Source organism: Actinosynnema mirum DSM 43827 (genome assembly GCF_000023245.1).
Classification (GTDB): Bacteria; Actinomycetota; Actinomycetes; order Mycobacteriales; family Pseudonocardiaceae; genus Actinosynnema; species Actinosynnema mirum.
Map to the genome: position 1 here is coordinate 6,644,710 of NC_013093.1, position 25,957 is coordinate 6,670,666.

Genomic DNA, 25,957 nt, shown 5'->3' on the forward strand with positions numbered 1-25,957 from the left:
TCCTGTGCCTCCACAAGGCTTTTCCCCTCCTCAAGGTGCCCCCGCCTTGCGCCCGATGACGGGCTCTCTGGAGGACGCATGTCCAGCTACGCCAACCCGTCACTCGCCTTCCTGGCGCTGGACGGCGACGCCTTCCGGGCACCCGCAGGGACACCGGTCCCGCCCGACATCTTCGCCCCCTCGCTCAGCGGCTGGGTTCCCTACGGCGGCATCAAGGCCGGTTTCACCAAGCAGGTCGAGCAGCAGATCACCGACCTCTACGTCTGGAACAAGCGGGAAGCGCCCTACCGGCGCAAGAAGGACGCCAAGAAGCCGAAGATCCTGTTCCGGGCCGTCGACCAGGGCCCCGCGAGCGCACTGACCGTCCTCCGCGGCGGATCGATCAGCGCCGGGAACGGCGGCCACGAGTGGATCGAAGGCGACGAGGAGTTCTTCGCGTTCATCTTCCGCGTGGAGGACGGCGACGAGGCGAAGGCCTTCTACGCCCAGAAGGCCGAGGCAGGCCCGCCCCCCGAGGAGAAGTACGACGGCGAGGACCTGGATGGTTGGGACTTCGATCTCAGCCCTCTGATCCCCGACGACGGCTCCAAGCCCCTGCGCCGCTGGACCAAGAGCAACCCGTTCGCCTGACCAGAGAAGGAACCATGACCAAGACCAAAGGTGCCCCCGCCTCCGACTCACACGACGTGCTCGACCTCGACGCCCTGCTCCAGCAGCGATCCCCGCACCGCGCGCAGGTCCGCTTCGGCGGCCGGGACTGGTCGCTGCGACGCGACCTCACCGGCGAGGAAGTCGTGCGCTTCTGGTCGCTGGCGACAACCCAGCAGGACGGCGAAGCGCTCGGCATCCTCCTCTCCGAGGGGGCCACTGCCGTCGACAAGGTGGCGGGCGAGGAGCTGAGCAAACTGCTCGAAGTGCTACCGCAGCAGGCGCGCGTTGATGTCACCCGACGCCTGTTCGTCGCGGCCGGGCTGCACACCAGCCTGGACGCCGAGGGGGACTCCTCGGCGTCCTGACCGCGGTCGCAGGACCGTGGTGGGACGCCGTCCTCTGCGACCTCGACGAGGTCTACGGGCGGGACCTGCGTACGGCGTGGCGGGAGATGCCAGCCGTCGACCTCGCCGCGCGCGTGCGCAGGCTCACCCGGAAACCCGAGACGGCGCTGGCAGAACTGCTCGACCCCGGCGGCCTGCGCCACTGGGGGCCGCACCAGGAGAACACCGCGAGGTTGCTGGAGATCCAGTCCTATGGGCTGGTGCTCGACTGGCGAGACCGTACGTTCGACCCCGAGTCGGACGAGGCCCGTGAGGCGCGGCGTGCGCTGCTAAACGACCGGCGCCACGGAGTCAGGCCTCCCGCTGATCCGCCGGTTCCGCCGATCGCGCACAGGCCCGCCCCGCTGGCGCAGCAGATGTTCGACGCCTTCGTCGAGCGGACAGCAGCGCCTGCCAGGCCCGATGCGTCAGGCCCCCAGCTGACGACGGTCGACGAGTTCATCGCCGCCTGGGAGCTGTGACCTGCCGGGGGGTGTCATGGCCGGTGGCCGGATCGACATCGAGGTCCGCGCGGACACTTCCAAGGTCGCTGGCGATCTGGAACGAGGGCTGCGCGGTGCCGCCGGGGCTGCCAATCGGCTCAGCGCGGGGCTCGGGCTGGCGGCGGGTACCGCTGGCATCGCCGCAGGTCTCAAGTCGATCATCGAGGTCGGCAATGAGTACGCCGGGAACCTCAACGAGCTGATGGCGGTCACGCAGGCCACCGGCGCGGAGATGGCGGCAGCTGGCAGGCTCGCGCAGGACCTCGGCAGCGACCTGACCCTCCCGGCCACCAGCGCCGCCGATGCAGCCAGCGCCATGAAGGAGCTGGCCAAGGGCGGTCTCGACCTCGACGAGGCGATGACCGCCGCGCGCGGCACGCTCCAGCTCGCCGCCGCCGCGCAGGTCGACGCTGCCCAAGCGGCCGAGATCCAGAGCGACGCCCTGAACCAGTTCGGCTTGTCGGCGGACCAGGCATCGCATGTCGCTGACGTGCTGGCGAACACCGCGAACGCCGCCAGTGGCGAGATCACCGACATGGCCGGGGCCCTGAAGTATGTCGGCCCGGTGGCCAAAGCGGTGGGCGCGGACATCGACCAGGTCGCCACCGCGATCGGCCTGATCGCCACCCAGGGCATCCGGGGTGAGCAGGCTGGCACGTCGCTGCGCGGCATGATCGCCAGCCTTGCGGCGCCCAGCAAGCCCGCCGCCAAGGCGTTGGGCGAGCTCGGCGTCGAGGCGTTCGACACCGAGGGCAAGTTCGTCGGTCTCCGCACGGTCACCGAGCAACTGGCTGCGGCCAAGGCCCGGATGACCGAAGCGACGTTCGCCTTGAACGCGGCGACCGCGTTCGGCAACGAGGGTATGACCGTCGCGAGCGCGTTGGCGTCCACTGGCGCGCAGGCGTTCGACGAGATGGCAGAGGCGGTCGGTCGGGAAGGTGGCGCGGCCGACGTCGCCGCTGCGAAGACCGAGGGTCTCGGCGGGGCGATCGACGGGCTGCAGTCGCAGCTCGAGTCGGCGGGGATCGGGATCTACGAGGCGATCGACGAGCCGCTGGAAGCGGTGGTCCGGTCGCTGGCGGAGGCGATCGACGAAGTCGGGCCGCAGATCGCGCGCGGCCTGGAGACCGCTGTCGCAGCCGGGCGGCTGTACGGACCGGGGCTGGCGGCGGCCATCCGCGAGCGCGGTCAGGTCGTGGTCCAGGCGGCACGCGATGTACTGATGCCGATCGCACGGGGCTCGGTCGGCCCGGTCAACACCGCGATCAACGCGGGCATCAAGCTGTTCGCCGACTTCACCGCCGGGCTGCGCCACGTGGTGGATGCCGCCCGGCCGGTGGCACACGGGATCGGGGAGATCGCCTCCGCCTCCGCTGATGGCGATGGGCCGGTGTCCGCGCTCGCGACCGCCATCGGACTGCTCGGCGACGGCGTTGTGGCCGTCACCAGCCTGCTCGGGCCTGCGGGCGAGGGAGTCGGCGGGCTGCTCTCCGGGGTGGCGTCCCTGCCAGGGCCGGTGCTGACTGCCGTCGCGAGTCTCGTCGCGTACCGGGTGGCCGTGGGGGCGCTCCAGCGGTCTGAGGTCGGTGGCGGGCTGCGCCAGTTCGTCGGCGAGATACAGGCGCAGCGTCAGCAGGCACGAGAGAGCGGCGAGCAGATCGGGCTTCTCAGCTCGACTGTGGCCGCCTACCAGGCGTCGCAGCTGCCTGCGATCGCGACCACAAGGCGCTTCACCGATGCGGTGGGCGAACTGCGCGGGACTGCCGCCTCGGCAGGGCGCCCGATCGGTGTCCTGTCCGCCTCCGTGGGGGCGCTGGCAGAACGCTCCCCGGCCGTCGCCGCTATGCGCTCTACCTACCGGTCAACGTTCGACTCGATCTCCCAGTCCAGCGAGCGCGCCGGACTGGCCGTGGGCATCGCCAGCGAGTCGCTCATCCGGGGTGTCCAGTCGCTCCCCAGCCGCGTCTCAGCGGCTGTTCAGGCTGTCCCCACCGCAGTCGGGGTTGCCGCGATCGCCACGGCCGACCGAGCCCGGCAGGTCATCTCAGCCGTGCAGGCCATCCCGACCGGGATCGGACTTGCAGCGGTCAGCATGGCCGACCGGGCGCGCTCAGTGGTCTCGGCGGTCCAGGCGATCCCCACCGGTGTCGGGCTCGCCGCCGTTGCGACGGCTGACCGGGCCCGACAGATCGTGTCAGCCATCCAGGCCATCCCCACGGGGATCGGCGTGGCGGCGGTCAACATCGCGGACCGTGCCCGCTCGATCGGCTCCTCCATCGCCTCCGGGCTGGACCGGGTCCCGGACCTGGCGCAGCGCACCGTCACCGCCCTCGGGACCCTGGGCGCGGCGGCGGGCGCGGCGACGACCGCGCTCGGACGCGGCCTGCTCTCCGCCGCGAACGATCTCGTCGGCGCACTCGGCGGGCCGGCCGGTCTGGCGATCGCCGCAGCCTCGGTCGGGCTGTCGATTTTGGCTGGGCGACAGCAGGACGCTGCCCAGCGGGCAGCCCAGCACGAGGCGGCAACGCGCTCGCTCGCCGAGGCGCTGCGGGACAGCAACTACGCCATTACCGAAAACATTAGGCTCCAGGCCGCCAAAACTTTGCAGGACCGGGGCGCGTCGGACCTGGCCAAGGAACTGCAAATCCCCCTGTCCACGCTGACCGACGCCTACCTGGGCAACTCGGATGCACTTTCCCAGGTCAACGGGGTGTTGGACACCTACCTCGCACAGGTGGAAGGACAGGGACAGCTAGAGGGTCAGGTCGCCGGGCAAAATCCGCTGGCCGATAAGGCTTTCGAACTCCGCAAGATCCTCGGCGAACTGATCCCCGAACTGGGCAACAATGTCTCCAAGCAAAAGGATCTGGACGAGGCGCTCAAGAACGGTCGCGCTTCCATGTCGGAAGCCACCGAAACCGGCCGCTCCCTCGCTTCAGCACTCGGCGTTCTTTCGAGCAACGCGTCGAGCGCTAACGACCGGGCCCGCGCCCTGCGTACAGCCCTGGACGCGCTGGCCGGGGGGCAGGTCGACTTCCAGGCGGCGCAGGCGCGCGTCTACGAGACCCTGAGCCGGATCAGTGAGGCGTTCGGGCAGAACATCGACAAGACCCAAGGCTGGGGTCAATCGCTCCTCAACGTCGATGGCAGCCTGAACATCACCACCAAAAACGGGCGCACGCTTCGCGAGATGCTGTCCGACCTGACCGGCCAGTCCGCCGACCTCGCATCAGCGGCGTACGACCTGTCCATCAGCCAAGGAGAGGGTGTCAGCACCGCCCTCGACAAGGCGACAGCAGCCGCCCAAAAAGCGTTGGACGGCTTCCTCGACCTGGCGGATGAATTCGGAATTACGCGCGAGCAGGCCCTCATCCTCGCCGAGAGCATGGGCCTGATCCCGCGCAATGTGGCCGTCGCCCTGAGCACGCCAGGCGACGAGAAGACCAAGCAGGAGTTGCTGCTGGTCAAATCGATGGCGGATCAACTCCCGCCCGACAAGCCAATCACTGTCCGCACGCTTTCCGAAGAGGCGAAGAAGAAGCTCGAGGAGCTGGGCTACAAGGTTCAGACCACCCCGAACGGTGTGACCATCACGGCCAGTACCAAGTCTGCCGAGGAAAAGCTCAACGAGTTCCTCAACAAGCCGTCGACCAAGACAGTGACCGTCATCTACACCGGCGGGAAACCAGCCCCCAATGGGCCCATGGGGGTGAACCACGACGGAAACATCATCAAACGGTTCGCCGAAGGCGGTCTCCACAAGCTCATGCCGATGTCGGCGGGCATCGCCCAGATAGTGCCGCCGAACACATGGCGCGTCGTGGGCGACCGCCTCGTCGACGACGAGGCCTACATCCCGATCAACCGGTCGCGCCGGTCGCAGGAACTGCTCGCGTACACGGCCTCCGAGATGGGGTACGACCTGATCCGGCGGTGGGCGGTCGGTGGTGTCGCCAGCACGACGTCGTCGATGCCGCAGAGCAGCAGCTCGTCGCCGATGGTGGCCCCGCAGATCACGAACAACATCTCGGTGCGGGACAACGAGGACGCGTACGTGACCGCGCAGGTCGTCTCGAGCACGGTCGCGTTCCAGGCGCGCACCCGGCGGTGAGGAGGCGCTCGTGCCCACACCGCTCCTGCACCCCTCGTGGTCCGTGGACGGCTGGATGGCCAACGGCCGCGACGACGACGGCACCGAGTGGATCGTCGAGCGGGACGACGGCTGGTGGCGGGCGCCAGGCGTGCGCGGCCAGAGCAGCGACCGCGTGGGCTACCACGGGGCGTACTCCGACGTGCAGCAGTGGGCGACGCCGCGGGTGGTCACGCTGGCCGGGTGGTGCCAGGCCCGGACGGAGGAGGCCGCCGATCGGGCCGTCGACCGGTTCGGCGCGCTGTTGCGCAGCGGGGCGCGTGAACTGGTGGTCACCGAGCCGGTGCGCACGAAGCGGTCGTTGGTGCGGCGGGAGGCCGACCCGCAGCTTGTGCGTACCGGGCCCCGCCAGTTCGACTGGCAGATCGTGCTGGTCGCGGATGACCCGATCCGGTACGGGGACCCGGTGCTGGCCTCGACCGGGCTGCCGATGCCCGGCGGAGGGCTGGATTGGGAGGCGGGGCTCGGCGCGGTGATGCGCACGAACCTCGCGCGGAACACCGTCGGCGTGGCGAGCAGCGTGCCGTGGACGGCCTACAACGCGGGCTCCGCGGTCACCTCCGAGGTGTACTCCACCGTCATCCCCGGCCTGGACGCGCGTCGTGCGCTCGCCCGCGCCACTTGCACCACGGCGGGCACGATCGGGCTGCGCCAGCCGGTGCTGCGGGTGGTGGGCGGGCAGCAGTACTCGGCTGCGCTGTGGGCGCGGTGCACGGCCGCCAGGTCGGCGCAGCTGGAGATGCGGTGGACCGACAGCGCGGGCGGGTTCGTGAGCAGCACGGCCAGCGCGCCGGTCGCGCTGGCGGCGGGGACGTGGACACGGCTGGAGCTGACCGCGCTGGCGCCCGGCACCGCGACCGGGCTGCTCGTGTGCCCGCTCGCGCTGTCCGCCGCGCCGGGCGACCTGCTCGACGCGACCGCGCTGCTGGTCGAGCGCGGCGCCACCCTGGGCGGCTACTTCGACGGCTCCAGCGCGGGCGGCTACTGGTCGGGGGAACCGTGGGGGTCCGTTTCCCACGACGCGCCGGTCGGCCTGGACTGGGAGAGCGGCGGCGGCCTGGACTGGGGCACCCCCGCCAGCAACGGCTCCATGGCTTTGATCAACATGGGGACGGCCGAGGTGTGGCCGGTATACACGATCACCGGGCCCGCCACCCAACCCCGGCTCTACCTGCCCTCCACCGGCGAGACCCTGCTCTACAGCGGCACGCTCGCCGCCGCGGACACGCTCGTCATCGACAGCCATCCGCATCGGCAGTCCGCGTGGCTCAACGGCGTCGCGGAGCGGTTCCTGCTCCAGGCCGACTGGTGGGCGGTCCCGCCCACGAGCACCGCGACCACGGTGGCGTTCGCGTCCGAGGACACCGGGCCGACCGCCGCCACCGCCACCGCCTCCGTCAGCCCCGGCTGGTGGTGACCCTCACCCTGCGGCCACCCGGCTGGCCCGAGCCTCCTGGAGGTGGATCGTGCCGACCGGCGCCGACATGACCAGCGTGTGGAGCCTGCAGCTCCGCAACCCCGCCCGCGTCGGGCGGATGCACGACGCGGCCTTCCTGTACCCCGGGCCCGGTGGTCCGCTGGCGCACCGGGACGGCGTGCTGCCGTCCGCCACCGACGAGATCGGCGTCGTCACCGACCTGAGGATCGTCCCCGCCACCACCCCGTCGCGGGAGGTGTGGGTGCTGCCGGGCCAGTGCGTGATCACCGCGCCCGGAACCGGGCCCTACCTGTGCACGCTGGAGAGCGCCGTTCCGCTCATGGTGGATCCCGCGCACGCGACGCTGCCCAGGCTGGACGCGGTCGTCGCGCGGGTCCGGGACGACGCGGTTTCCGGCGGCGGGATCAGCAAGGGCGACCTGATCCCGATCACGGGCACCCCCGCGTCCACGCCGACCGCGCCCGCCACCCCGGCGGGCTGCACGAAGATCGGCCACGCGCTCGTCCCGAGCCTGGCCACCATGCCCGTCACCGCGCTCGGCACTGCGCAGCTCTCGCCGCAGCGGAAGGGCGCCGCCGTGCGCGGGACGCCGCGCCACCTGCTGGAGGCCGACGACCCGAACGAGGCGGGCCCGCTGATCGGCGCGGAGCGGATCTACAGCCGGGTCAGGCAGGTGTGGACCGGCCTGGCCTGGGAGACGGTCTACCGGATCGGCGACGTGCGGCCGACGCTGTACGCCGACCTGCGCCGCGACGACGGCCAGATGATCGTCAACGGCACCGGCGCGTACACCAACCTCGGGATTTTCAACCCCGTGACCACCGGCGGCGGGTGGACGACGAACTACGTCGCGAGGGGGGCGAGCCACCCGCGCGACGGCCTGTGGATGCTTGACATGACGCTGGCCTCCGATGTCGCCAGCGCGCGGTACACCGATGCCTTCTACACGCAGGTCACCAACGCGGGGAGCGTGACTCTGCCGTTCCCCGCCAAGGACGTCGCGGCGACCGGCTTCGGCGGGACCGGCGGCACGCACCTGCTCCGGGTGCCGCGCGGCGAGCCGTTGAGGGTCTACTTCGACGCCTACAAGAACAACGCGCCGAACGCGACCATCCTCGCCGGGTCCTACGCGCGGCTGACCTGGCTGGGCGAGCCGTGAGGCAGCTGTGGCGCTGCCTGCTGGCGGACACGGTGACCGGCCGGATCATCGGCACCGCGCCCTACGAGGGCACGCCCGGCTGGCAGTATGGGGTGAACCTGGGCGGTCAGGTGCAGATCACCGTTCCGGCCCGCAAGGTCGACCGGCTTCCGGCCGACCTGCACGCGATGTTCGAGCCGTGGCGGGTCACGCTGGCCATGGTCTACGGCCGGTTTGTGGTGCAGGCCGGGCCGATCATGACGTACCGGTGGGACGACGACGCCGGGGCATTGACCGTCGGCGCGGGCGGCCTGTGGGCGGTGCTGAACAGGCGCGTCCTCAAGAGCAGCCACCAGGGGTCGATCACGGAAGCGGAGGCCGACGTCGTGCTGGCCGGGCTGTCGCTGGGCACCATCGCCAAGCGACTCGTCCAGCACGCGGAGACCTCCGACGCGTACGGCGGGCTGCCGATCGCCTACCCCGACGACGTCACCGGCGCGCACGAGCGCACCTACTACGGCTACGACCTGGCGATGGTCGGCGAACGGCTGACCCAGCTCACCCAGGTCGATCAGGGGCCCGACGTCGAGCTCCGGCCCCGGTTCGCCACCGCCCCCGGCTTCCTCGAGTGGGAGATGCGGATCGGCGCGCCGATGCTCGGCGTCAGCATGCCGCAGCAGAGCGTCAGGTACGGGGCCGGGCTGCGGCGGCTCGACGTCGACGGCGACGCCTCCGAGCAGGCCAGCGACGTCCGCACCCCCGGCCAGGGCATGGAGCGCGCGCTCCCGGTGGGGCGGGCGACCGACTCAACGCTGCAGCAGGTCGGGCACCCGGCGCTGCACTCCGTCGACCGCGGGCACACCTCGGTCACCGAGACCCCCACGCTGGACGGGCACGCGGCGGCGACGATCGCGCTGCGCGGACGCCCGGTGGAGACGTGGACCGGGATCATGCGCGCGGACGGGGCGCTGCCCGGCTCGGAACGGCGCGGTGTCGGGCTCGGCGCGTTCGCCGCGGGCGACGTGCTCCAGATCGGGGTCCAGCGGCACGGGTGGATCCCGACCGGGCAGTACCCGCGGCGCGCGATCACCGTCTCGTCGACCGGCAGTCCGGACGAGATCCAGGTGCAGTTCGCACCAGCGCTGGGGGTGACCTGATGCTGACGCCCCCGTCGAACGACGACCTGCAACGGCAACTCGACCAGCTGAAGGCCCAGCTCGACGAGCTGTCACGCCGGAACCTCAGCTCCGCGCGCATCTCCAGCGGTGGACTTGTGGTTGCTGACGGCGCCGAGTTCTCCGTGCTGCACGAGGACTCACAGATTTGGCTGCTGCACGTCGGTCGTGGTGCCGGTGATAGGTACTTCCTGACGATCCGCAGGGACGACGGCAGCGTCGCCTACGAGATCACCACCACGCCCGGCGGGGACCAGTACTGGACGATGTGGGACCGCGCGGGCAACGTCGTCGTCGCCGACGACGCCGCTGGCACAGGGCTAGCGCGGCCGTGGATTCCGATGCCGACCACGACGGTGCTGGCGGAGTCCCTGCCGACCACCGCGAGCGCGGCGTGGATCTCCTTGCAGAGCACGGGGTGGGTGATCAGGCAGCAGGCGTACTCGGCGCTGCAGGCGCTGCTGCTGTCGACCGGCGGTGCGGTGGGTGAGGCCCGCTACACGATCAACGGCGCGCAGGTCGGCGCGGTGATGCCGATCGCGGCGAACGACTTCGCGTGGCAGTCGATCCGGACCGCTGCTCTGCCCGGCACCCAGAACTCGTACCTGCGTGTCGAGCTGCAGGTGCGGCGCACGAACAGCGCGGGCGCGCTGGGCGGAGTCCTGATCGCCACCCAGCGCGCCACACCGTGATCAGCCCTTCGGGGTAGGCCCCGGCTCGGGCGTGACCCACGGCGGGTTGCCCTCGTCCGGCGGCGGCAGGTCGGGGGCCGGCACGCGCGGCGGCTCGGGGTCCGGGTTCGGCGCGGGCGTGGTCGGGTCGTCCGCCTGCGGGGCAGGTGCCTGCTGGACCTGCGGCTGTTGCACTTCGGGCTGGGCTTCGGTCACCGGGCCAGTATCACCGCGCTGCTGCGGTGCGGGAGCCACGACGGACACCGCCTCGGACGGCACGCTGCTCGCGCTGGCCGCGCTGCTGGCCGTCGACACCACGAGCGCCGGAGGCGTCGAAGGGGACGTCGTCCCCGGTTCACCTCCTGCCGCCATGGCCACCGCGACCCCCACGCTCGCGAGCGCGACGGCTGCGCCGCCCGCCGCCAGTAACGCCGGTCTCCGCCTCATCCCTACCTCCAGCTCGAACTACGTCTCCCATCCCCATCGTGATGCGCACCGTGGGCGCTACACCACGGACACCGAACGGGGGTCTGATGCGGCTGCCCAGAGCACTGTGGATCGCCCTCACCGTGCTGATCACCCTCGCCTGGACGGTGAACGTCGCGGTCGGCTTCGTGTGGCCCGACCGCATCCAGCCCGGCGTGAACCTCGTGTTCGGCGCGGTCGTCGGCAGCCTCTATCTCCCAGCCGTCAAGCCGACCGCACGACGCGTCCGGCAGCGGATGGGCAGGGCCATCGCAGGAGAGCAGAACCAGGACGACGAACCCGCCACCGGAAACGAGGACGCATGACCACGCCAGAGCAGACCCGGAAGCGCTGGACGTTCCAGCACGTGATCACGCTGGTCGTGGCCGTGCTGGTCGTGGCCTCCGTGGTGCAGGCCGTCACGTTCTACCAGCGCACCGAGCGCATCGTCGGCTGCCAGCAGGGCTACCAGCGCGGGTTCGCCGCCGCGCTGGACGCGCGCACCCAGGTCTCCGCCGAGGCGCAGCTCGCGCTCGACGAGGTGATGCGCGTCGTGAGCGTGTCGTTCAGCGCCGACGGTGCGCTCGCGCAGCGCGAGCAGGTCCGGGCCGCGATCAACGACTACCTCACCAAGCGCGAGCAGGCCCGCGAGACCCAGCGCCAGAACCCGTACCCCGCCGCGCCGGAGGAGCTGTGCCGATGATCTACGGGGTCGACGCCTCCAACCACCAGCCGCACTTCGACTTCGCCGCCGCACGCCGCGACGGCATCGACTTCGCGTTCCTCAAGGCCTCCGAGGGCACCACCTTTCGGGACCCGAACTTCGCCCGGCACCTGGCCGCCGCGCGCGCGGCCGGGATGCTCACCGCCGCCTACCACTACGTGCGCGGCGACGACGTGCGCGGGCAGCTCGCCATCATTCGCTCGGCCGTCGACACCCACACCCCGGTGATCCTGGACGTCGAGGACGGCGCCGGGCCACTGGCTTCGATCCGCGAACTGTCCGCCGCGCTGGTCGCCGCCGGGTACCGGACCCCGCTGATCTACCTGCCGCAGTGGTACTGGTCGGGCCGCATGGGCTCGCCGGACCTGTCGGGACTGCCCCCGCTGTGGCACTCGCGGTACCCGGACAACGTGGTGCGCCGCAAGGAGCAGTTCGCGCTCGGCGACGAGTACTGGCCCAGCTTCGGCGGGCTGCGCACCGAGATCGCCCAGTTCACCTCGTCGCTCGCCGTCGCGAACTACCCGAGCGGGCGGATCGACGGCAACGCCTACCGCGGCTCGCGTGAAGAGCTGGCCGCGCTGCTGGAAGGAGAAGTCGTGCCCAGTGCGCAGGAGATCGCCAAGGCGGTGATCGCCGAGCTCAAGTCTGCGACCGCCGCCGACACCAACGGCGACGGCAAGCCCGACCGCGACCTCGTCGACCAGGTCAAGCAGAGCCTGTGGAACTCGGGCGACGCTCTGGCCGTGGTGCTCCGGCTGGAGACCAAGGTCGACGCCGCCCGCGGCGAGCTGTCCGACTTCGAGTCCGGGGTGCTGGCCGCGATGCGCCAGGACAACGCCACCATCTCCGCCGCCGTCCGCGAGCAGGTGGCCGCCAGCGTGGCCGCGACGCTGCCGCGCTCGGTGCTGGAGACCGCCTTGATCCTGCTCGACCGGCAGCGGCAGGACGCCGCCCCGGCGACCGACACGGAGGTGCAGGGATGAGCAGCATCCTGGACGGGCTGAAGGTCAACGTCTACGGGAACAGCATTGCCGCCTGGGACGACCCGTGGGGCTGGGTGCCCCGGATGCGGGCCGACCACAACTGGCAGCTGACCTGGGGCGCGGAGTGGTCGTCGCGGGCGGTGGATGCGGTCGGGCAGGCCACCGCCGTCGCGTCGCCGCACCGGATCGACCACAGCCGCAAGCCCCACGTGGTGATCGTTGACGCGGTCGCGAACGACGCCTACGGCCTCGGCGCGGGCAACCTGCCCGCGTTCACCACCGCGGTGCGGTCGCTGGCCACGTACGCCCTGCTGGAAGGCGTCATGAACGTCGTCGACTGTGGGTTCCCTGCCGCGTCGTGGACGTTCAACCAGGGCGAGGACTTCATCGCCGGGCGAAACGTCACCGCTGCGGCGGGAACCGAGCACCAGCTGCCCGGCTTCAACCGGGCCGGGAAGTGGGCGTTCTTTTACTACGGCCTGGCCGGTGGGAACTCCGGCTGGCAGGGCGGTTCGTGGAGCCTGGCGCGCGACGGCGTCCCGCTGGGCACCTACTCCTGCCACAACCGCACCCACAACCCGTCCACTTCGGACAGGATGTTCGGGTACGGGTCGGGCGGGCAGCGCGTGCGGCGCCAGTGGGTGCTGTGCAGCGAGGTCGTCGACGTGCCCGCCACGGCGCAGTTCACGGTGAAGGCGGGCCCTGGCGGCGGGAACCCGTACTTCGCTGGCTACGGGAAGCTCAACGAAGCGCAGGGGTCGACGTCCCGGCAGTCGCCGCTTGTCGTCCTGGTCGAGCCCGCCTACGGCTACGACGCCGCTACGAACAGCGTGCTCGACTCCTACGCCGACGCGCTGCACCAGATCGCCGCGTCCCTGCCCAACGTCGTCGTCGCCCGCACCCGCAACGGCTGGGACACCGACCGCATGGCCCGCGTCGGCGACTTCCTGCACCCGAACGCGGTCGGCTGCCGCCACTACCAGGACGCCATCGAGGCCGCCGTGAACGGCGCCCACGCGGGCGGCTGGATCCCCAACACCCACCTCCCGGTCTAGGAGAACACCGTCGTGAAGGTCTTCGGCCGCGAGCCCGCGTACTGGCTCGCCCTCGTCTCCAGCGTGGTTGCGTTCGTGTCGGCCGCCGTGCTGCCGCTGAGCGTCGAGCAGCAGGGCGTGCTCAACGCCGCCGCCGCCGCGTTGTTCGGCGTGCTCACCGCGTGGACGCTCGCCGGGGAACGGCTCGTCGCCGCGCTGGTCGGCCTCGGCAAGGCACTGGTCGCCGCGGGGTTGGCGTTCGGCTTGGCGCTGGCGCCCGAGGTGCAGTCCACGCTGATGGTGCTCGTCGAGCTCGTGCTGACCGGGCTGCTCGTGCGGCCCGCCGTGATCGCCCCCGTCCCCTCCAGCACCGTCCCGCCGGGCGTCGTCGAGCTCCTCGACCGCCCTCGCACCCTGAAGGAGTAGATCGTGGAGAACCAGCACCAGAAGATCACCGGCTACCGCGACCTCGACCAGAACGAGATCGACGTGATGAACGCGGTGAAGGAGGTCGAGAAGGAGTTCGCCGCGCTGTGGCGTCGGCTGGGCAACCTGCCCGACGTCGACCGCCGCTGGCTCGCCGTCGCCCGCACCCACGTCGAGGAGGGCTGCTCGGCGGCGGCCCGCGCGGTCGCTCGCCCGGACTCGCCGTTCGACGCCTGATCTCGCACAGCACAGTGCCCCCGCTCCGGCTTCGGCCGGGCGGGGGCGCTTTCGTCGTCTCAGATCTGTCGCGCGCTCGGCATCGCTTTGGGTGCGGCGGGGGCAAGCAGTTTGTCGAGCGACAGGGCAAGCGCGGGGCTGGCGGTGACACGGCTCATGTAGACGTCCTGAGTCGTGGACGGGCGCGAGTGGCGGAGCTGCCCGGCGACTTCGCGCGCGGTGTGTCCGGCTGCATCTAGGGCGGTGGCGACGGTGCGGCGCCCGACGCGCAGGGTGAAGTCGCGGTACCCGATCCGGTCACGCAGCAGCCGAACGGTGCGCTGCACGTTCGATGGACCTCGCCATCCCCCGGTCGCCGACGGAAAAACCGGGGTCTCCGGTCGCGCCACGGCGGGCCGACGCTCCACCAGCATCTCCCAGAGCACGTCCGGTAGGGCGAGCACACCGACCGACGTGGCGGTTTTTCCCTCATGGCGCACCACGCCTTGGCCGGTGACGTGGACGAGGTTCCCGTTGATCCAAGCGCTGTGCGCCGGAACGGTTTCCTGGCTGCCGTCGGCGAGCACGAGCCGAACGGGAACGTCACCGAGGTTCAGGTCACCCCAACGGATCGCAAGCACTTCACCGAAACGTGCACCCGTACCGAAGAGGACCCGCAGGAAATCTGGCATGTCGGCGCGTCGTGCGCGCGTGTCTCCGTCCACACGTGCGAGAAAGTCGGTGAGCTGCGCAGAGTCGAAGGAGGCCTTCTTCCGGTTCCGTCGACTGGAGGCAAGACGGGCCATGTGGCGTACCGAGTTTTGGTGGACGACCTCTAGATCCACTGCCTCCTGCAGGACCCCTGATATGACCGTCCGTATACCCTGGATGGTCGCCGTCGCCATCCCTCGGTGTCGCAGCGCCTCCAAGACGCGCTTGATGCGCGCCGGTGTGCACTCCTGGATGTAGAGGTTTCCCATCGCGGGCAGGATGTGCTTGTCGAGGCGGCCTCGGTAGCGGTCGTAGGTGGTGCCGACGTTGTCCCGCTTGATGCGGTCGATCCACATCTGGGCTACTGCCGCGAACCTCACCCTCGCCTCGGCGCTGCGCGACACACCGGAACTGCTCAGCGCCTCGCCCAGGGCTTTTTTCAGAGAGCTGATCGCTTTCCGCTCCGTGGGTCCGAAGCGGTGGAGAGGTCGGGTGACGCCGTCGCTACCTCGGTAGCGGGCGTGGGCGCGCCAGGATCCGTTGGCCTGCTGCTTGCAGGAGATGTCACCGTACGTGCCGATTTCGAGAGATGGCCTGGCCACAGGTCCTCCGCATAGCGTGACGTTGCCGTGACGGGCGTCTACGGTATGCCGTCGGAGGAGTACGCTCTACCGCATCTGACCTGCGGTTTTTGGTGCCCCCGGTGCGACTCGAACGCACACTGGACGGATTTTGAGTCCGCTGCCTCTGCCGATTGGGCTACGGGGGCCGGTGGCACGACTCTACTCGATCAGGCGAGCGCGCCGCCGCGCGGGGCGGCGTGTCGCGGGTCAGGAGCGGACCAGTCGGGCGATCGCCGCCGAGGCCTCCGCGATCTTCTCCTCGGCCACCTCCCCGCCCTGCGCCGCCGCCTGCGCCACGCAGTGCTTGAGGTGCTCGTCCAACAACCCCAGCGACACCGCCTGGAGCGCCTTGGTGGCGGCGGAGATCTGGGTCAGCACGTCGATGCAGTACTCGTCGTTCTCCACCATCCGCTGCAACCCCCGGACCTGCCCCTCGATCCGCCGCAACCGCTTCAGGTAGGCGTCCTTGTCCTCCGTGTAACCGTGCACCGCTGCCCGCCTTCCCCTACCCCAGGTGGGTACCCGCTCCAGGATAGGCCACCCAACCGGGTGTGACCCCGACCACGAGCCCGACCGCGCATTTCCCGACTTAACCTCGACCCTGAAATGACCCGTCCGGGGGCATCAGTCACATTTACCAGACGAAAGGTTAGGCGATATTCAGCCCGTGCACTATGGTGTCGAACGAAGCGTGTGGCGTAGTTACAGATGTCGAGGGCAACACACGCTATGCGAGCACACACGGAGGAACAGTGGCACAGCAGACCGTCGTCCAGCTCATCGACGACCTCGACGGCAGCGAAGCCGCCGAGACCGTGACCTTCGCGCTCGATGGTGTCGAGTACACCATCGACCTCTCCAAGGACAATGCGGACAAGCTCCGCGACTCCCTGGCCGACTTCGTGGCCAAGGCGCGCCGCGCCGGTGGGCGCAAGCAGCGCAAGGGCGGCGGCAAGAGCACCGTAAAGGCCGGCGACAAGGCCCAGGCCCAGGCCATTCGCGACTGGGCCCGCGCGCAGGGTCACCAGATCTCCGACCGCGGTCGCATTCCCCAGGGCCTGGTCGTGCAGTTCCAGGAAGCCCACGCCTCCTGAGCCGCGCAGGCGTTTCCCCGGCTGTCCGCCGACGAACGGCCGCAGCCGGGGAAACCGCAGGTCACCTGCCGGGAAAGTCCGCCTGGAACAGCGCGAGGGCCGCGGTCGCCTTGACCGCCGTCTCCTCGAATTCCGCCTCGGGGTCGGAGAGCGCGATGACCGCGCCGCCCACCCCGAATGCGGTCTCGCGCGCGTCCGCGACCAGCGTCCTGATGACGATGCTGAAGTCGGCGGCCCCGCACAGCGAGAAGTACCCGAGGGCCCCGGAGTAGACGCCCCTGGGCCCGGCTTCCAGCGCGTCCAGGATCTGCATCGTGCGGATCTTGGGAGCGCCGGTCATGGAGCCGCCGGGAAAGGCCGACCGCACGGCGGACACCGCCGTGCGCCCCGGCGCCAGCCTGCCCCGCACCGTGCTCACGAGCTGGTGGGCGGTCGCGTAGGTCTCCACCGCGAACAACCTCGGCACCCGCACGCTGCCCACCTCCGAGCAGCGGCTCAGGTCGTTGCGCACGAGGTCGACGACCATCAGGTTCTCGGCCCGGTCCTTCGCGCTGCCCGCCAGCTCCACGCGCAGCGCCGCGTCCTCCTCGGGCGTGCCCCCGCGCGGCCGGGTGCCCTTGATGGGCTCCGATTCCACGCCGCCCGCGCGGTCGACCCGCACGAACCGCTCGGGTGAGCAGCTGAGCACCGACAGCTCGCCGAAGCGCAGCAGCGCCCCGTACGGGGCCGGGTTGCGGGCGCGCAGGAACCGGTAGCCGCGCCACGGGTCGATCCGGCCGGGGACGACGCCCCGGTTGGTCAGGCACACCTCGTAGCTCTCGCCCGCCGCGACCGCCTCCAGGCAGGCGTCCACCAGCTTCAGGTACCGCTCGCGGTCGTGCCGCAATTCCACCTCGCCCCGCAGGGGGACGGGAAATTCCTTCTCGGGGGTGTGGAAAGCGCGCAGGAACTCCTCCGCGCGGTCCAGCCAACCGCCGTCCGCGCCTTCGAGCGCGAGCAGGTGGCAGCGCTTTTCCCGGTGGTCGAAGACGAGGGCGCGGTCGGCGAACACCAGCGCCGCGTCCGGGTGCCCGGAGCGGTGGACGGCGTCGCCGCCGCACTCGGCCTTCAGCTCGTACCCGAGGTAGCCGACCCAGCCGAGCGCGAAGTCGAACGGCAGGTCCGGGGCGTCCACCCGCCACGCCGCGAGGTCGGCCTCCAGCCAGTCGAGCAGCGGGCCGTCGTGCTCGGCCACCCCCGCGGCCGAGGTGACGCGGACCCGCCCGGTGGTCACGTCGTAGCGGGCGACCCGCGCCAGCGGCCCCGAGGCGTCGCCGATGACCGAGAACCGGCCGCGCGTCCCGTCGGCGCGGCTGCTGTCCAGCCAGAACGAGTCGGGGGACGCGCCGTGCAGCGCCGCGTGCACCGCCTCGGGGTCGGGGTGGACGTCCAGCGAGCGCACGAGCAGCCGCTCGGGCGCGGGCTGGACGGGCGCGGGTGGCGGTGGGGGCGGGGTGGGCGCGGCGCGGCCCCCCGCGAGGTCGCGGAAGTTCGCCAGCAGCCCGAACCCGTGCTCCCCCGCGACCGACTCGGGGTGGAACTGCACGCCCCACGCGGGCCGCTCGCGGCGCCGCACCGCCATGAGCACGCCGTCGCCGGGCGCCCAGGCCAGCGGTTCGAGCTCCGGAGGCAGGTCGGTGACGGCCAGCGAGTGGTAGCGCACCACGCGCAGCGGTGACGGCAGCCCGGCGAACAGGTCGGTCCCGGTGTGCGCGACCTCGTCCACGATGCCGTGCCGGGGCGTCACCCGCGCCACGGTCGCGCCGTGCCCCAGGCACAGCCCCTGGTGGCCGAGGCACACGCCGAGCAGCGGGATCTCCGCGTGCTCGACGACGGCAGCGCACAGCCCGAAGTCGCGCGGGTCGTCGGGCCTCCCAGGGCCTGGCGAGATCAGCACGGCGTCGTAGCGCCGCAGGTCGGCGAGCCGGAAGTCCGGGTCGTCGTGCCGGATCACGTCGGGCTCGCGGCCGTTCACCCTGGCAACGAGGTGCGCCAGGTTGCCGGTGAACGAGTCGAGGTTGTCGATGAGCAGGGTTCGCATGGCAGGCAGGACGGTACCCGCGCGACCACCCGGTCAGGGGATCTTCGGACCTCCGCCGATCACCTCCCCTCGGCGACCAGGCGCAGCTTGCCGATCTCGACCGGCGGGCCGGTCAGCTGCACGACGCACACGAAGACCCTGTCCTCGCGCCGGTGGACCACCGCGTTCGGCACGGCCCCCCCGGCCGACAGGGCGAGGCCCGACACCTCCTCCGCCCCGGCCTCCGGGGTGCAGGCGGGGGCCTCGGGGGCCACCTTGGCCAGCACCTCGCACGGCTTCGGGTCCCACTGGGCCTCGTCGTCCGCGACGACCGCGATCATCCCGAACCGGCCCGCGGAGTGGTCCATGTCGGTGAACCTGCTGATCTCCTCCCCGTGGCCCCGGTTGGTGTACTCCAAGCGCTCGATCTTGACGGGGGTCGGTTCGCCGGGGGCGCGGCTGAGGCCCGCGTGGGTCTCCAGCCGGTCGTCGAAGTCGTGCGCCCCCTGGACCAGCGACTGGACGAGCAGGTCGGCGGGGGAGAACGAGACGCTGGTCGGGAACGGCGGGAACACGCCGTCGCCGCCGGAGACCGGCGCGACGGAACCGTCCCTCGGCGGGTGGACGGCCACCACCCCGGCGAGCACCAGCACGACCGCGCCGCACGTCGCGAGCGCGCCGCGCGCCGCCTTGCGCCGCTGGACCGCGCGCCGGGCGCCGATCAGCGCGGTCCGGACGTCCATCGGTGGTGGCGGGTCGCTCAGCGCGTCCCGCATCCGCTCCTTCAGCTCGGGCTCGTTCACCACGCCACCTCCCGCTGCTCCACGACGAGCCCGCGCAGCGCGCTCAGCCCCCGCGCCGCCTGGCTCTTGACCGTGCCCTCGGAGCAGCCGAGCGCCTCGGCGGTCTCGCGCACCGACAGGTCCTCCCAGTACCGCAGCACCAGCACCGCCCGCTGCCTGGCGGGCACCCGCGCCAGCGCGGTCAGCAGCACCTGCCGGTCCTCGGGCGAGCCCGCCGGGACCGCGGCGCGGTCGACCGGCAAGTCACCCACGGTGACGCGGCGGAACCACCCGCGCCGGGTCTCCGACACGAACGTGCGCACGACCACCTGCCTGGTGTACGCGTCCAGGGCGTCCAGCCTGGCGAGCCGGTCCCAGGCCAGGTAGAGCTTGGTGAACGCCGTCTGCACCAGGTCCTCGGCCCGGTGCCAGTCGCCGCACAGCAGGTAGGCGGTCCCGCGCATGGCGTCCGCCCGCGCCGCGAAGTACTCCGCGAACGCGGCGTCCCGTGAGCTCATCTGCCCTCCCCGTGACATCCGCGTTAGTCACGCCACGGGCAGGCGCTCGGGTTGCACCCTTACGGGTGACTTCAGGGCAGACTTGGGGGGACGAATCCCCCAGGAGGGCCCCACTCCCATGTTCCTGCTGTTCATGGCGCTCGCGCTCGGCCTGCTGAACTACTACCTGTGGCGCAGGCTCGTGCGGGCGACCACCACGTCGAGGCGGGCCCGCGCCACCGGCGCCGTCGTGCTCGGCGCGCTGTTCGTGATGATGATGACCGCGATGGCGCTGGTCCGGCTTGACCCGCTCGGGTACGCCTGGATCGCCTGGCCGGGGTACCTCTGGCTCGCGCTCGGCTTCTACCTGGCCGTGATCCTGGTCGTGCTGGAGATCCCCCGGCTGATCCTGAACCGCTGGTGGCGGCGCGACACCCCGGAGCCGGTCACCGCGTCCCTGCCCGCGAGCCCGGCCGAGGACGGCGTCGCCGTGGCCGTGGCGGAGCGCGAGTTCGAGGAGGCCGCGACCGAGGCGACCGCCAAGCGCCCGGTGGACAACGGCCGCAGGCTGTTCATCGCCCGCTCGATGGCCGTCGCCACGGGCCTGGCCGCGACCGGCATCGTCGGCTACGGCGCGCGGACCGCGCTCGGCGGACCGCAGGTCAGGACCGTGCCGGTGACGCTGGCCAAGCTCGACCCCGCGCTGTCCGGCTACCGCATCGCCGTGGTCAGCGACATCCACCTCGGCCCGCTGCTGGGGCGCTCGCACACCGAGCGGATCGTGCGCACGATCAACGGCCTGCAGCCCGACCTGGTGGCCGTGGTCGGCGACCTGGTCGACGGCACCGTCGCGCAGCTCGGCGAGGCGGCAGCGCCGCTGAAGGACCTGGTCAGCAAGGACGGCGCGTTCTTCGTGACCGGCAACCACGAGTACTACTCGGGCCACCTGGAGTGGATCTCGGAGCTGGGCAGGCTCGGCATGGACGTGCTGCGCAACGAGCGGCTGACCATCGCCCGGAACGGGGCGGCGTTCGACCTGGCGGGCGTCAACGACCACACCGGCGGGCAGATGGACGACGCGCCCGACTACGACAAGGCGCTCGGCGGGCGCGACGAGCGCAACCCGGTCGTGCTCCTGGCGCACCAGCCGGTGCAGGTGCGCGAGGCCGCGGCCAGGGGCGTCGACCTCCAGCTGTCCGGCCACACGCACGGCGGGCAGATGTTCCCGTTCAGCCTCGCGGTGCCGATCCAGCAGCCCGTGACCTCGGGTCTGGCCACCGTCGACGGCACCCAGGTGTACGTCAGCAACGGCGCCGGGTTCTGGGGTCCGCCGGTCCGCGTGGGCGCACCCCCGGAGGTCACGCTTGTGGAGCTGCGTCACAATTCGGCCCTCGGGTAGCGATTTGTTCAGGTTGTGCGCCTAGGGTGGGCGGCCGTGCCCGAGGACGGATGCGGAGGGGGACCCCTAGCGAGATGACGGAGAGCCACGCCGACCAGCGGCTTCACGGTGCTGAGGATCGGATCCGTCGTTTCCTGGAGCGGGAACAACCCGGAACGCCCTGCCTGGTGATCGACCTGCCCACCGTGGTGGAGCGGTTCCGCGCCCTGCGCGCGGCCCTCCCCGGAGTGGGGATCTTCTACGCGGTCAAGGCCAACCCGACCCGCGAGGTCGTGGAGGTCCTGGCCGCCGAGGGCTGCTGCTTCGACGTGGCCAGCCCCAACGAGATCGACCTGTGCCTGGCCGAGGGCGCTCCGCCCGAGGCCGTCTCGTACAGCAACCCGATCAAGAAGGCCGCCGACATCGCCTACGCGCACCGGCTGGGCGTGCGGCTGTTCGTCTCCGACAGCGAGCAGGACGTCAGGACGATCGCCGAGCACGCCCCCGGTGCGCGGGTGATGCTGCGCATCCTGGTGGAGAGCAAGGGCTCGACCTACCCGTTCGGCAAGAAGTTCGGCTGCGCCCCGGACATGGCCGTCGACCTGCTGCGCCTGGCGGGCGAGCTGGGCCTGGAGCCGTACGGCGTGGCCTTCCACGCCGGGTCCCAGCAGCTCGACCCGACCGGGTGGGACGCGGCGATCGCCGACGCCGCCGAGGTCACCGCGAAGCTGCGCGCCGAGGGCGTCGCGCTGTCGGTGGTGAACCTGGGCGGCGGGCTGCCCGCCGGTTACCTGGAGCAGCCGCCGCCGCTGGCCGAGTACGCCGCCGCGATGACCGACGCGGTGCGCCGGACCTTCGGTGAGCACGCCCCGTCGGTGATGATCGAGCCCGGACGGGCGCTCGTCGCCGAGTCGGGTGTCATCCGGTCGTCGGTGGTGCTGGTGGCCCGCAAGTCCTACTCGGACGAGCGGCGCTGGGTGTTCCTGGACATCGGCCGGTACGGCGGGCTCGCCGAGACCGAGGGCGAGGCCATCGCCTACCCGCTGCGCACCACCCGCGACGGCGGCGAGACCGGTCCGGTGGTGCTCGCCGGTCCCACCTGCGACGCTGACGACGTGCTGTACCAGCACACGCGCTACGACCTGCCGCTGGACCTGCGCGCGGGCGACCACGTCGACCTGCTGCGCGCGGGCGCCTACACGGCCAGCTACTCCTCCGTGGCCTTCAACGGCTTCCCGCCGCTGGCCACCTACTGCGTGCGGTGAACGCGCGCCCTCCGATCGTCCCTGGCGGCGTCCGGCCGCAGGAACCTGAAGCTGATGTTTGGAGTGATTGATGTCCGAACTCCCGTGCGAGACCGAGCCCGTCGGCTTGTTCGCAGGACAGCACGTGCTGGCTGAGCTCGAAGGCGTGAGCCCGGAGCTGCTCGACGACGAGCGGTTCCTCAGGCACGCCCTCGGTGAAGCGCTCACCCAGGCCGACGCCACGGTGCTGGAGGTGGTCTCCAAGCAGTTCGACCCGCAGGGGGTCACGGTCCTGGCCCTGCTGTCGGAGTCGCACGCGTCGATCCACACCTACCCGGAAGTCGGGAAGGTGTTCGTCGACGTGTTCACGTGCGGCACCCGTGCGAAGCCGGAGCTGGCGGTGCGCCTGCTCTCGGAGGCGCTCGGCGCGGAGCACGCACGGACGGACACGGTCAGGCGAGGCACCGGTCGCGTGCCCGCTCTCGTAGGCGAGGAGAAGTCTTGATCACCGAACCGCTCGCGGCGGGCATGACCCGGCACTGGGAGGTGGCGGAGACGGTCGTCGACACGAGGACCGACTTCCAGCACCTGGTGATCGCGCGCACCTCGCAGGGGTTGTCGCTGTTCTGCGACGACGACCGGCAGAGCACCGAGTTCAGCCAGCTCACCTACCACGAGGCGCTGATGGTCCCTGCGCTGCTGCTCGCGGACAAGGTCGAGCGGGTGCTGGTCATCGGCTCCAGCGAGGGCGTCGTGTGCCAGATGGCGGTGGCCGCGGGCGCGTCGGTGGTCGACCACATCGACATCGACGAGCAGGCCGTGAAGCTGTGCGCGGAGCACCTGCCGTACGGCTACACCCTCGACGAGCTCGCGCTCGCCGAGAAGGGTGAGGGCCCGATCCGCGTCCAGTACACGGACGGGTGGGAGCACATCCGCACGACCTCGGAGCGCTACGACATCGTCCTGGTGGACCTGCCGGACGAGCGCGAGGAGGAGGCCCAGCACAACCGCCTGTACGGGGCGGAGTTCCTGGGCATGTGCAAGGCGCTGCTCGCGCCGGGCGGCGTCGTGGTGTCCCAGGCGGGCTGCCAGACGATGTGGCGCAACACCACGCTGACGCGCATGTGGCAGCGGTTCAACGAGGTGTTCGGCACGGTCGCCTACTACGGCTCCGACGAGCACGAGTGGGCCTACCTGTTCGGGCGGGCCGACGAGGTCGCCGACCCCACCGCGCTGATGGTGGAGCGGCTGCCGGAGTGCGGCTACCGGCCGGAGTCGATCGACGAGCTCGCGCTGCGCGGCAACTCGGTCCCGCCGTACTCGGTGCGGCACGCGGCGAAGGTCTGACGGGCGGCCCCTCGGGGTCCGCCCGGCGGGCGCGCTGGTCCGCCGGTCCGAGGCGGGAGGGCCGTCGTTCCCCACGGGGAGCGGCGGCCCTCCCGCCTCGCGTCAGGCGAGGGACTTCTTCAGGAAGTCGACCTGGAGCAGGAGGAGGTTCTCGGCGACCTGCTCCTGCGGGGTCATGTGCGTGACGCCGGAGAGCGGCAGCACGGTGTGCGGGCGGCCCTCGGCCAGCAGCGCGGAGGACAGCCGCAGGGTGTGCGCGGCCACGACGTTGTCGTCGGCCAGGCCGTGCACGATCATCAGCGGGCGCTCCAGCTTCCCGGCGTCGTCGATCAGCGAGTTGGCGTCGTACACCTCGGGCCGCTCGGCCGGGTCGCCCAGGTAGCGCTCGGTGTAGTGGGTGTCGTAGAGCCGCCAGTCCGTCACCGGCGCGCCCGCGATGGCCGCGTGGAACACGTCCGGGCGGCGCAGCACGGCCAGCGCGGCCAGGTAGCCGCCGTACGACCAGCCCCGGATCGCCACGCGGGTCAGGTCCAGGTCGGGCTCGACGGCCGCCGCCCCCCGCAGACCGTCCACCTGGTCCTGGAGGGTGACGCCCGCGAGGTCGAACGCGATCTCGCGCTCCCACTCCGGGCCGCGACCGGGGGTGCCCCGGCCGTCCACGACGAGCACGGCGAAGCCCTGGTCGGCCAGCCACTGCGAGGTCAGGTAGGCGTTGCGGGCGGTGAGGACGCGCTGGGCGTGCGGGCCGCCGTACGGGTCCAGCAGCACCGGCAGCTTCGTGCCGGGGACGTGGCCCAGGGGGTAGAGCAGGGCGGCGCGCAGGCCGCGCTCCCCGACGGTGAGCAGCTTCGGCTCGGGGGTGAGCACGGGCGTCTCGGCGTGCGAGGCCACCTCGTGGGCGCGGCCGTCGCGGGTGACGGTGGCGCGGGCGCCGAAGCGGTCCAGGGTGGACGAGGAGAGCACCAGGGTCCCGCCCGCGCGGGTCGCGGCGTGCACCCCGGCCTCGTCGGTCAGGCGGGTCGCCGAGGAGGCGGTCAGCGCGTAGACGTGGATCTGCGTCGGGTCGGCGTCCTCGAACGCGGTGACCAGCACGTCCTCGGCCGAGACGTCGAGCACCGCGCGCACCTGGAGCCCGTCCGGGGACCAGGCCCGGCCGCCGACGACGAGCCGGTTGGCCCCGGTGTGCGGCAGGATCTCGACCAGCTCGCCGTCGGCCGACCAGCACGGGACGCCGGGCGGCAGCTCCAGCCAGGTCGGGTCGGTGTTCTCCTTGAGGACGGTGGTCGCGCCGGTCGCCGGGTCGACGGTCAGCACCCGCACGGCGCGCTGGTCGCGGGACTGCGCGGACAGCAGCGGAGCGCCCTGCGCGGACCAGTGCGCGGTGGCCAGGTACGGGAACGCGTCGGCGTCCCACGGCACGTCGGTGCGCGCGCCCGTGGTGAGGTCGAACAGGGCGGCGCCGACGACGGCGTTCGGGGTGCCCGCCGCCGGGTAGGCGATCTCGGCGGCCGGGGTCGCCGGGTTGGCCGGGTCGGCGATGTGCCAGCGGGTGACCGGCGAGTTGTCCACGCGCGCGGCGAGGACGTGCTCGCCGTCCGGGGAGAACCAGTAGCCCCGGAAGCGGTTCATCTCCTCGGCGGCGATGAACTCGGCCACGCCCCAGGTGACGTCGTCGGCGTCCGGCTCGGCGACCGCGCGGTCCGCGCCGGTCTCCAGGTCGACCACGCGCAGCGCGCCCGCGGCGGCGTACCCGACGCGGCGGCCGGTCGGGTCCAGGCGCGGGTCGACGGCGGGGGCCGGGACGGGCAGCTCGCGCACGGCGGCGGTGGCCAGCTCGACCACGAACAGCCTGCCGGACAGGGCGAACACGGCCTGGCGCACGTCGGCGTCGGTCGCGTAGCCGACGATGCCCGCGGCCTGCTCGCGGCTGCGCTCGCGGCGGGCGCGCTCCTCGGGGGACAGCTCCTCGGGCTCGGTGAGCAGCGCGGTGGGGTCCACCACCAGCTCTTCCGCGCCGGTCGCGGTGTCCAGCGACCAGAGGCCGTTGGCCCGCACGCGCGGGTTCGCGGTGCGCAGGAAGTAGGCGCGCTCGCCGTCCGGGGAGGCGGTGAAGTTGCGCGGTGCGCCCAGCGTGTAGCGCTGGGTCCGCGCGTACTGGCGGGGGAAGGTGTTCTCGTTGCCCACGGGGCAACCTTCGCAGACTCGGCGCGGGCGGGCGCGGGAGACCGGCCGTCCCGCGCCGGTGATCTTCCCCGCGCGTGCGGG

General features: G+C 71.7%; 26 protein-coding genes and 1 tRNA gene. 19 read left to right on the plus strand and 8 right to left on the minus strand.

From position 1 onward, the window contains the following. Positions 1-78 precede the first annotated feature (78 nt). The 8 genes from AMIR_RS27910 to AMIR_RS36335 all read left to right on the plus strand — a co-directional run bounded on the left by AMIR_RS27910 (position 79) and on the right by AMIR_RS36335 (position 10,130). A complete protein-coding gene (locus AMIR_RS27910; protein WP_015804333.1) occupies positions 79-630 on the plus strand; it encodes a hypothetical protein in 552 nt (183 codons plus the stop codon). Between the two features lie 14 nt (positions 631-644). Then, positions 645-1,016 (plus strand): hypothetical protein, encoded by a 372-nt coding sequence (locus tag AMIR_RS27915; protein ID WP_015804334.1) that lies wholly within the window; start codon positions 645-647, stop codon positions 1,014-1,016. A gap of 86 nt (positions 1,017-1,102) precedes the next feature. Next, positions 1,103-1,516, plus strand: coding sequence for a hypothetical protein (locus tag AMIR_RS27920; protein WP_015804335.1), 414 nt, complete (start codon positions 1,103-1,105; stop codon positions 1,514-1,516). A gap of 16 nt (positions 1,517-1,532) precedes the next feature. Next, a complete protein-coding gene (locus AMIR_RS27925; protein ID WP_015804336.1) occupies positions 1,533-5,648 on the plus strand; it encodes a phage tail tape measure protein in 4,116 nt (1,371 codons plus the stop codon). Between the two features lie 10 nt (positions 5,649-5,658). After that, positions 5,659-7,104, plus strand: a complete 1,446-nt coding sequence (locus AMIR_RS36330) for a phage distal tail protein (protein WP_015804337.1) — start codon at positions 5,659-5,661, stop codon at positions 7,102-7,104. Positions 7,105-7,153: 49 nt separating this feature from the next. After that, a complete protein-coding gene (locus tag AMIR_RS27935) occupies positions 7,154-8,284 on the plus strand; it encodes a hypothetical protein (protein WP_015804338.1) in 1,131 nt (376 codons plus the stop codon). Next, positions 8,281-9,420 (plus strand): hypothetical protein, encoded by a 1,140-nt coding sequence (locus AMIR_RS27940; protein ID WP_015804339.1) that lies wholly within the window; start codon positions 8,281-8,283, stop codon positions 9,418-9,420. Before AMIR_RS27935 ends, AMIR_RS27940 begins: the two co-directional genes overlap by 4 nt. After that, entirely contained in the window at positions 9,420-10,130 is a 711-nt protein-coding gene (locus AMIR_RS36335; protein ID WP_015804340.1) for a hypothetical protein, read from the plus strand. The genes AMIR_RS27940 and AMIR_RS36335 overlap by 1 nt, the downstream gene beginning before the upstream one ends. On the opposite strand, the gene AMIR_RS27950 is transcribed toward AMIR_RS36335, so the two are convergent. Beyond that, positions 10,131-10,556, minus strand: coding sequence for a hypothetical protein (locus AMIR_RS27950; protein WP_015804341.1), 426 nt, complete (start codon positions 10,554-10,556; stop codon positions 10,131-10,133). It abuts the gene before it with no gap. 86 nt (positions 10,557-10,642) lie between these two features. On the opposite strand from AMIR_RS27950, the gene AMIR_RS27955 reads away from it, so the two are divergent. Genes AMIR_RS27955 through AMIR_RS27980 form a run of 6 tightly spaced genes read left to right on the plus strand, consistent with a single transcriptional unit; the run spans position 10,643 to position 13,978 of the window. Next, entirely contained in the window at positions 10,643-10,900 is a 258-nt protein-coding gene (locus AMIR_RS27955; protein WP_015804342.1) for a hypothetical protein, read from the plus strand. Continuing rightward, positions 10,897-11,277: a hypothetical protein gene (locus AMIR_RS27960; protein WP_015804343.1), complete on the plus strand. Its 381-nt coding sequence runs from the start codon at positions 10,897-10,899 to the stop codon at positions 11,275-11,277. Before AMIR_RS27955 ends, AMIR_RS27960 begins: the two co-directional genes overlap by 4 nt. Continuing rightward, entirely contained in the window at positions 11,274-12,281 is a 1,008-nt protein-coding gene (locus tag AMIR_RS36340; RefSeq protein ID WP_015804344.1) for a glycoside hydrolase family 25 protein, read from the plus strand. Before AMIR_RS27960 ends, AMIR_RS36340 begins: the two co-directional genes overlap by 4 nt. Next, positions 12,278-13,336 carry a hypothetical protein gene (locus AMIR_RS40700; RefSeq protein ID WP_015804345.1) on the plus strand — a complete coding sequence of 353 codons (1,059 nt, stop codon included), beginning with the start codon at positions 12,278-12,280 and terminating at the stop codon, positions 13,334-13,336. Before AMIR_RS36340 ends, AMIR_RS40700 begins: the two co-directional genes overlap by 4 nt. A 12-nt stretch (positions 13,337-13,348) precedes the next feature. Continuing rightward, complete coding sequence (locus AMIR_RS27975; protein WP_041837082.1) at positions 13,349-13,741, plus strand: hypothetical protein; 393 nt, start codon at positions 13,349-13,351, stop codon at positions 13,739-13,741. A 3-nt stretch (positions 13,742-13,744) separates the two neighbouring features. Continuing rightward, positions 13,745-13,978 (plus strand): Acb2/Tad1 domain-containing protein, encoded by a 234-nt coding sequence (locus tag AMIR_RS27980; RefSeq protein WP_015804346.1) that lies wholly within the window; start codon positions 13,745-13,747, stop codon positions 13,976-13,978. 59 nt (positions 13,979-14,037) lie between these two features. Here the strand turns inward: AMIR_RS27980 and AMIR_RS27985 are convergent, their stop codons facing one another. The 3 genes from AMIR_RS27985 to AMIR_RS27995 all read right to left on the minus strand — a co-directional run bounded on the left by AMIR_RS27985 (position 14,038) and on the right by AMIR_RS27995 (position 15,780). After that, positions 14,038-15,270, minus strand: a complete 1,233-nt coding sequence (locus AMIR_RS27985; protein WP_015804347.1) for a site-specific integrase — start codon at positions 15,268-15,270, stop codon at positions 14,038-14,040. Between the two features lie 90 nt (positions 15,271-15,360). Next, positions 15,361-15,437, minus strand: a tRNA-Leu gene (locus AMIR_RS27990). 61 nt (positions 15,438-15,498) lie between these two features. Next, positions 15,499-15,780: a metal-sensitive transcriptional regulator gene (locus AMIR_RS27995; protein ID WP_015804348.1), complete on the minus strand. Its 282-nt coding sequence runs from the start codon at positions 15,778-15,780 to the stop codon at positions 15,499-15,501. A gap of 263 nt (positions 15,781-16,043) precedes the next feature. Between AMIR_RS27995 and AMIR_RS28000 the strand changes: the two genes are divergently transcribed. Beyond that, positions 16,044-16,385 carry a histone-like nucleoid-structuring protein Lsr2 gene (locus AMIR_RS28000; protein WP_015804349.1) on the plus strand — a complete coding sequence of 114 codons (342 nt, stop codon included), beginning with the start codon at positions 16,044-16,046 and terminating at the stop codon, positions 16,383-16,385. A 61-nt stretch (positions 16,386-16,446) separates the two neighbouring features. Here the strand turns inward: AMIR_RS28000 and pabB are convergent, their stop codons facing one another. The 3 genes from pabB to AMIR_RS28015 are packed head-to-tail and all read right to left on the minus strand — an operon-like array spanning position 16,447 to position 19,744. After that, positions 16,447-18,465, minus strand: a complete 2,019-nt coding sequence (pabB, locus tag AMIR_RS28005) for an aminodeoxychorismate synthase component I (RefSeq protein WP_015804350.1) — start codon at positions 18,463-18,465, stop codon at positions 16,447-16,449. 59 nt (positions 18,466-18,524) lie between these two features. After that, the gene (locus AMIR_RS28010) at positions 18,525-19,247 is read right to left on the minus strand and encodes a hypothetical protein (protein ID WP_041837084.1); all 723 of its coding nucleotides are present in this window, start codon (positions 19,245-19,247) and stop codon (positions 18,525-18,527) included. Continuing rightward, positions 19,244-19,744, minus strand: a complete 501-nt coding sequence (locus tag AMIR_RS28015; RefSeq protein ID WP_015804352.1) for a SigE family RNA polymerase sigma factor — start codon at positions 19,742-19,744, stop codon at positions 19,244-19,246. Before AMIR_RS28015 ends, AMIR_RS28010 begins: the two co-directional genes overlap by 4 nt. 118 nt (positions 19,745-19,862) lie before the next feature. Here AMIR_RS28015 and AMIR_RS28020 point away from each other — a divergent pair, with 118 nt between their 5' ends. The 4 genes from AMIR_RS28020 to AMIR_RS28035 all read left to right on the plus strand — a co-directional run bounded on the left by AMIR_RS28020 (position 19,863) and on the right by AMIR_RS28035 (position 23,692). Then, on the plus strand, positions 19,863-21,122 hold the full coding sequence (locus AMIR_RS28020) for a metallophosphoesterase (RefSeq protein WP_015804353.1): 1,260 nt from the start codon (positions 19,863-19,865) through the stop codon (positions 21,120-21,122). Between the two features lie 50 nt (positions 21,123-21,172). Next, positions 21,173-22,366, plus strand: coding sequence for a type III PLP-dependent enzyme (locus AMIR_RS28025; RefSeq protein WP_015804354.1), 1,194 nt, complete (start codon positions 21,173-21,175; stop codon positions 22,364-22,366). A 70-nt stretch (positions 22,367-22,436) separates the two neighbouring features. After that, the gene (gene speD, locus AMIR_RS28030; protein WP_015804355.1) at positions 22,437-22,850 is read left to right on the plus strand and encodes an adenosylmethionine decarboxylase; all 414 of its coding nucleotides are present in this window, start codon (positions 22,437-22,439) and stop codon (positions 22,848-22,850) included. Continuing rightward, the gene (locus AMIR_RS28035) at positions 22,847-23,692 is read left to right on the plus strand and encodes a spermidine synthase (RefSeq protein WP_015804356.1); all 846 of its coding nucleotides are present in this window, start codon (positions 22,847-22,849) and stop codon (positions 23,690-23,692) included. The genes speD and AMIR_RS28035 overlap by 4 nt, the downstream gene beginning before the upstream one ends. A gap of 102 nt (positions 23,693-23,794) precedes the next feature. On the opposite strand, the gene AMIR_RS28040 is transcribed toward AMIR_RS28035, so the two are convergent. Further along, a complete protein-coding gene (locus AMIR_RS28040) occupies positions 23,795-25,876 on the minus strand; it encodes a S9 family peptidase (RefSeq protein ID WP_015804357.1) in 2,082 nt (693 codons plus the stop codon). Between the last annotated feature and the right edge of the window lie 81 nt (positions 25,877-25,957).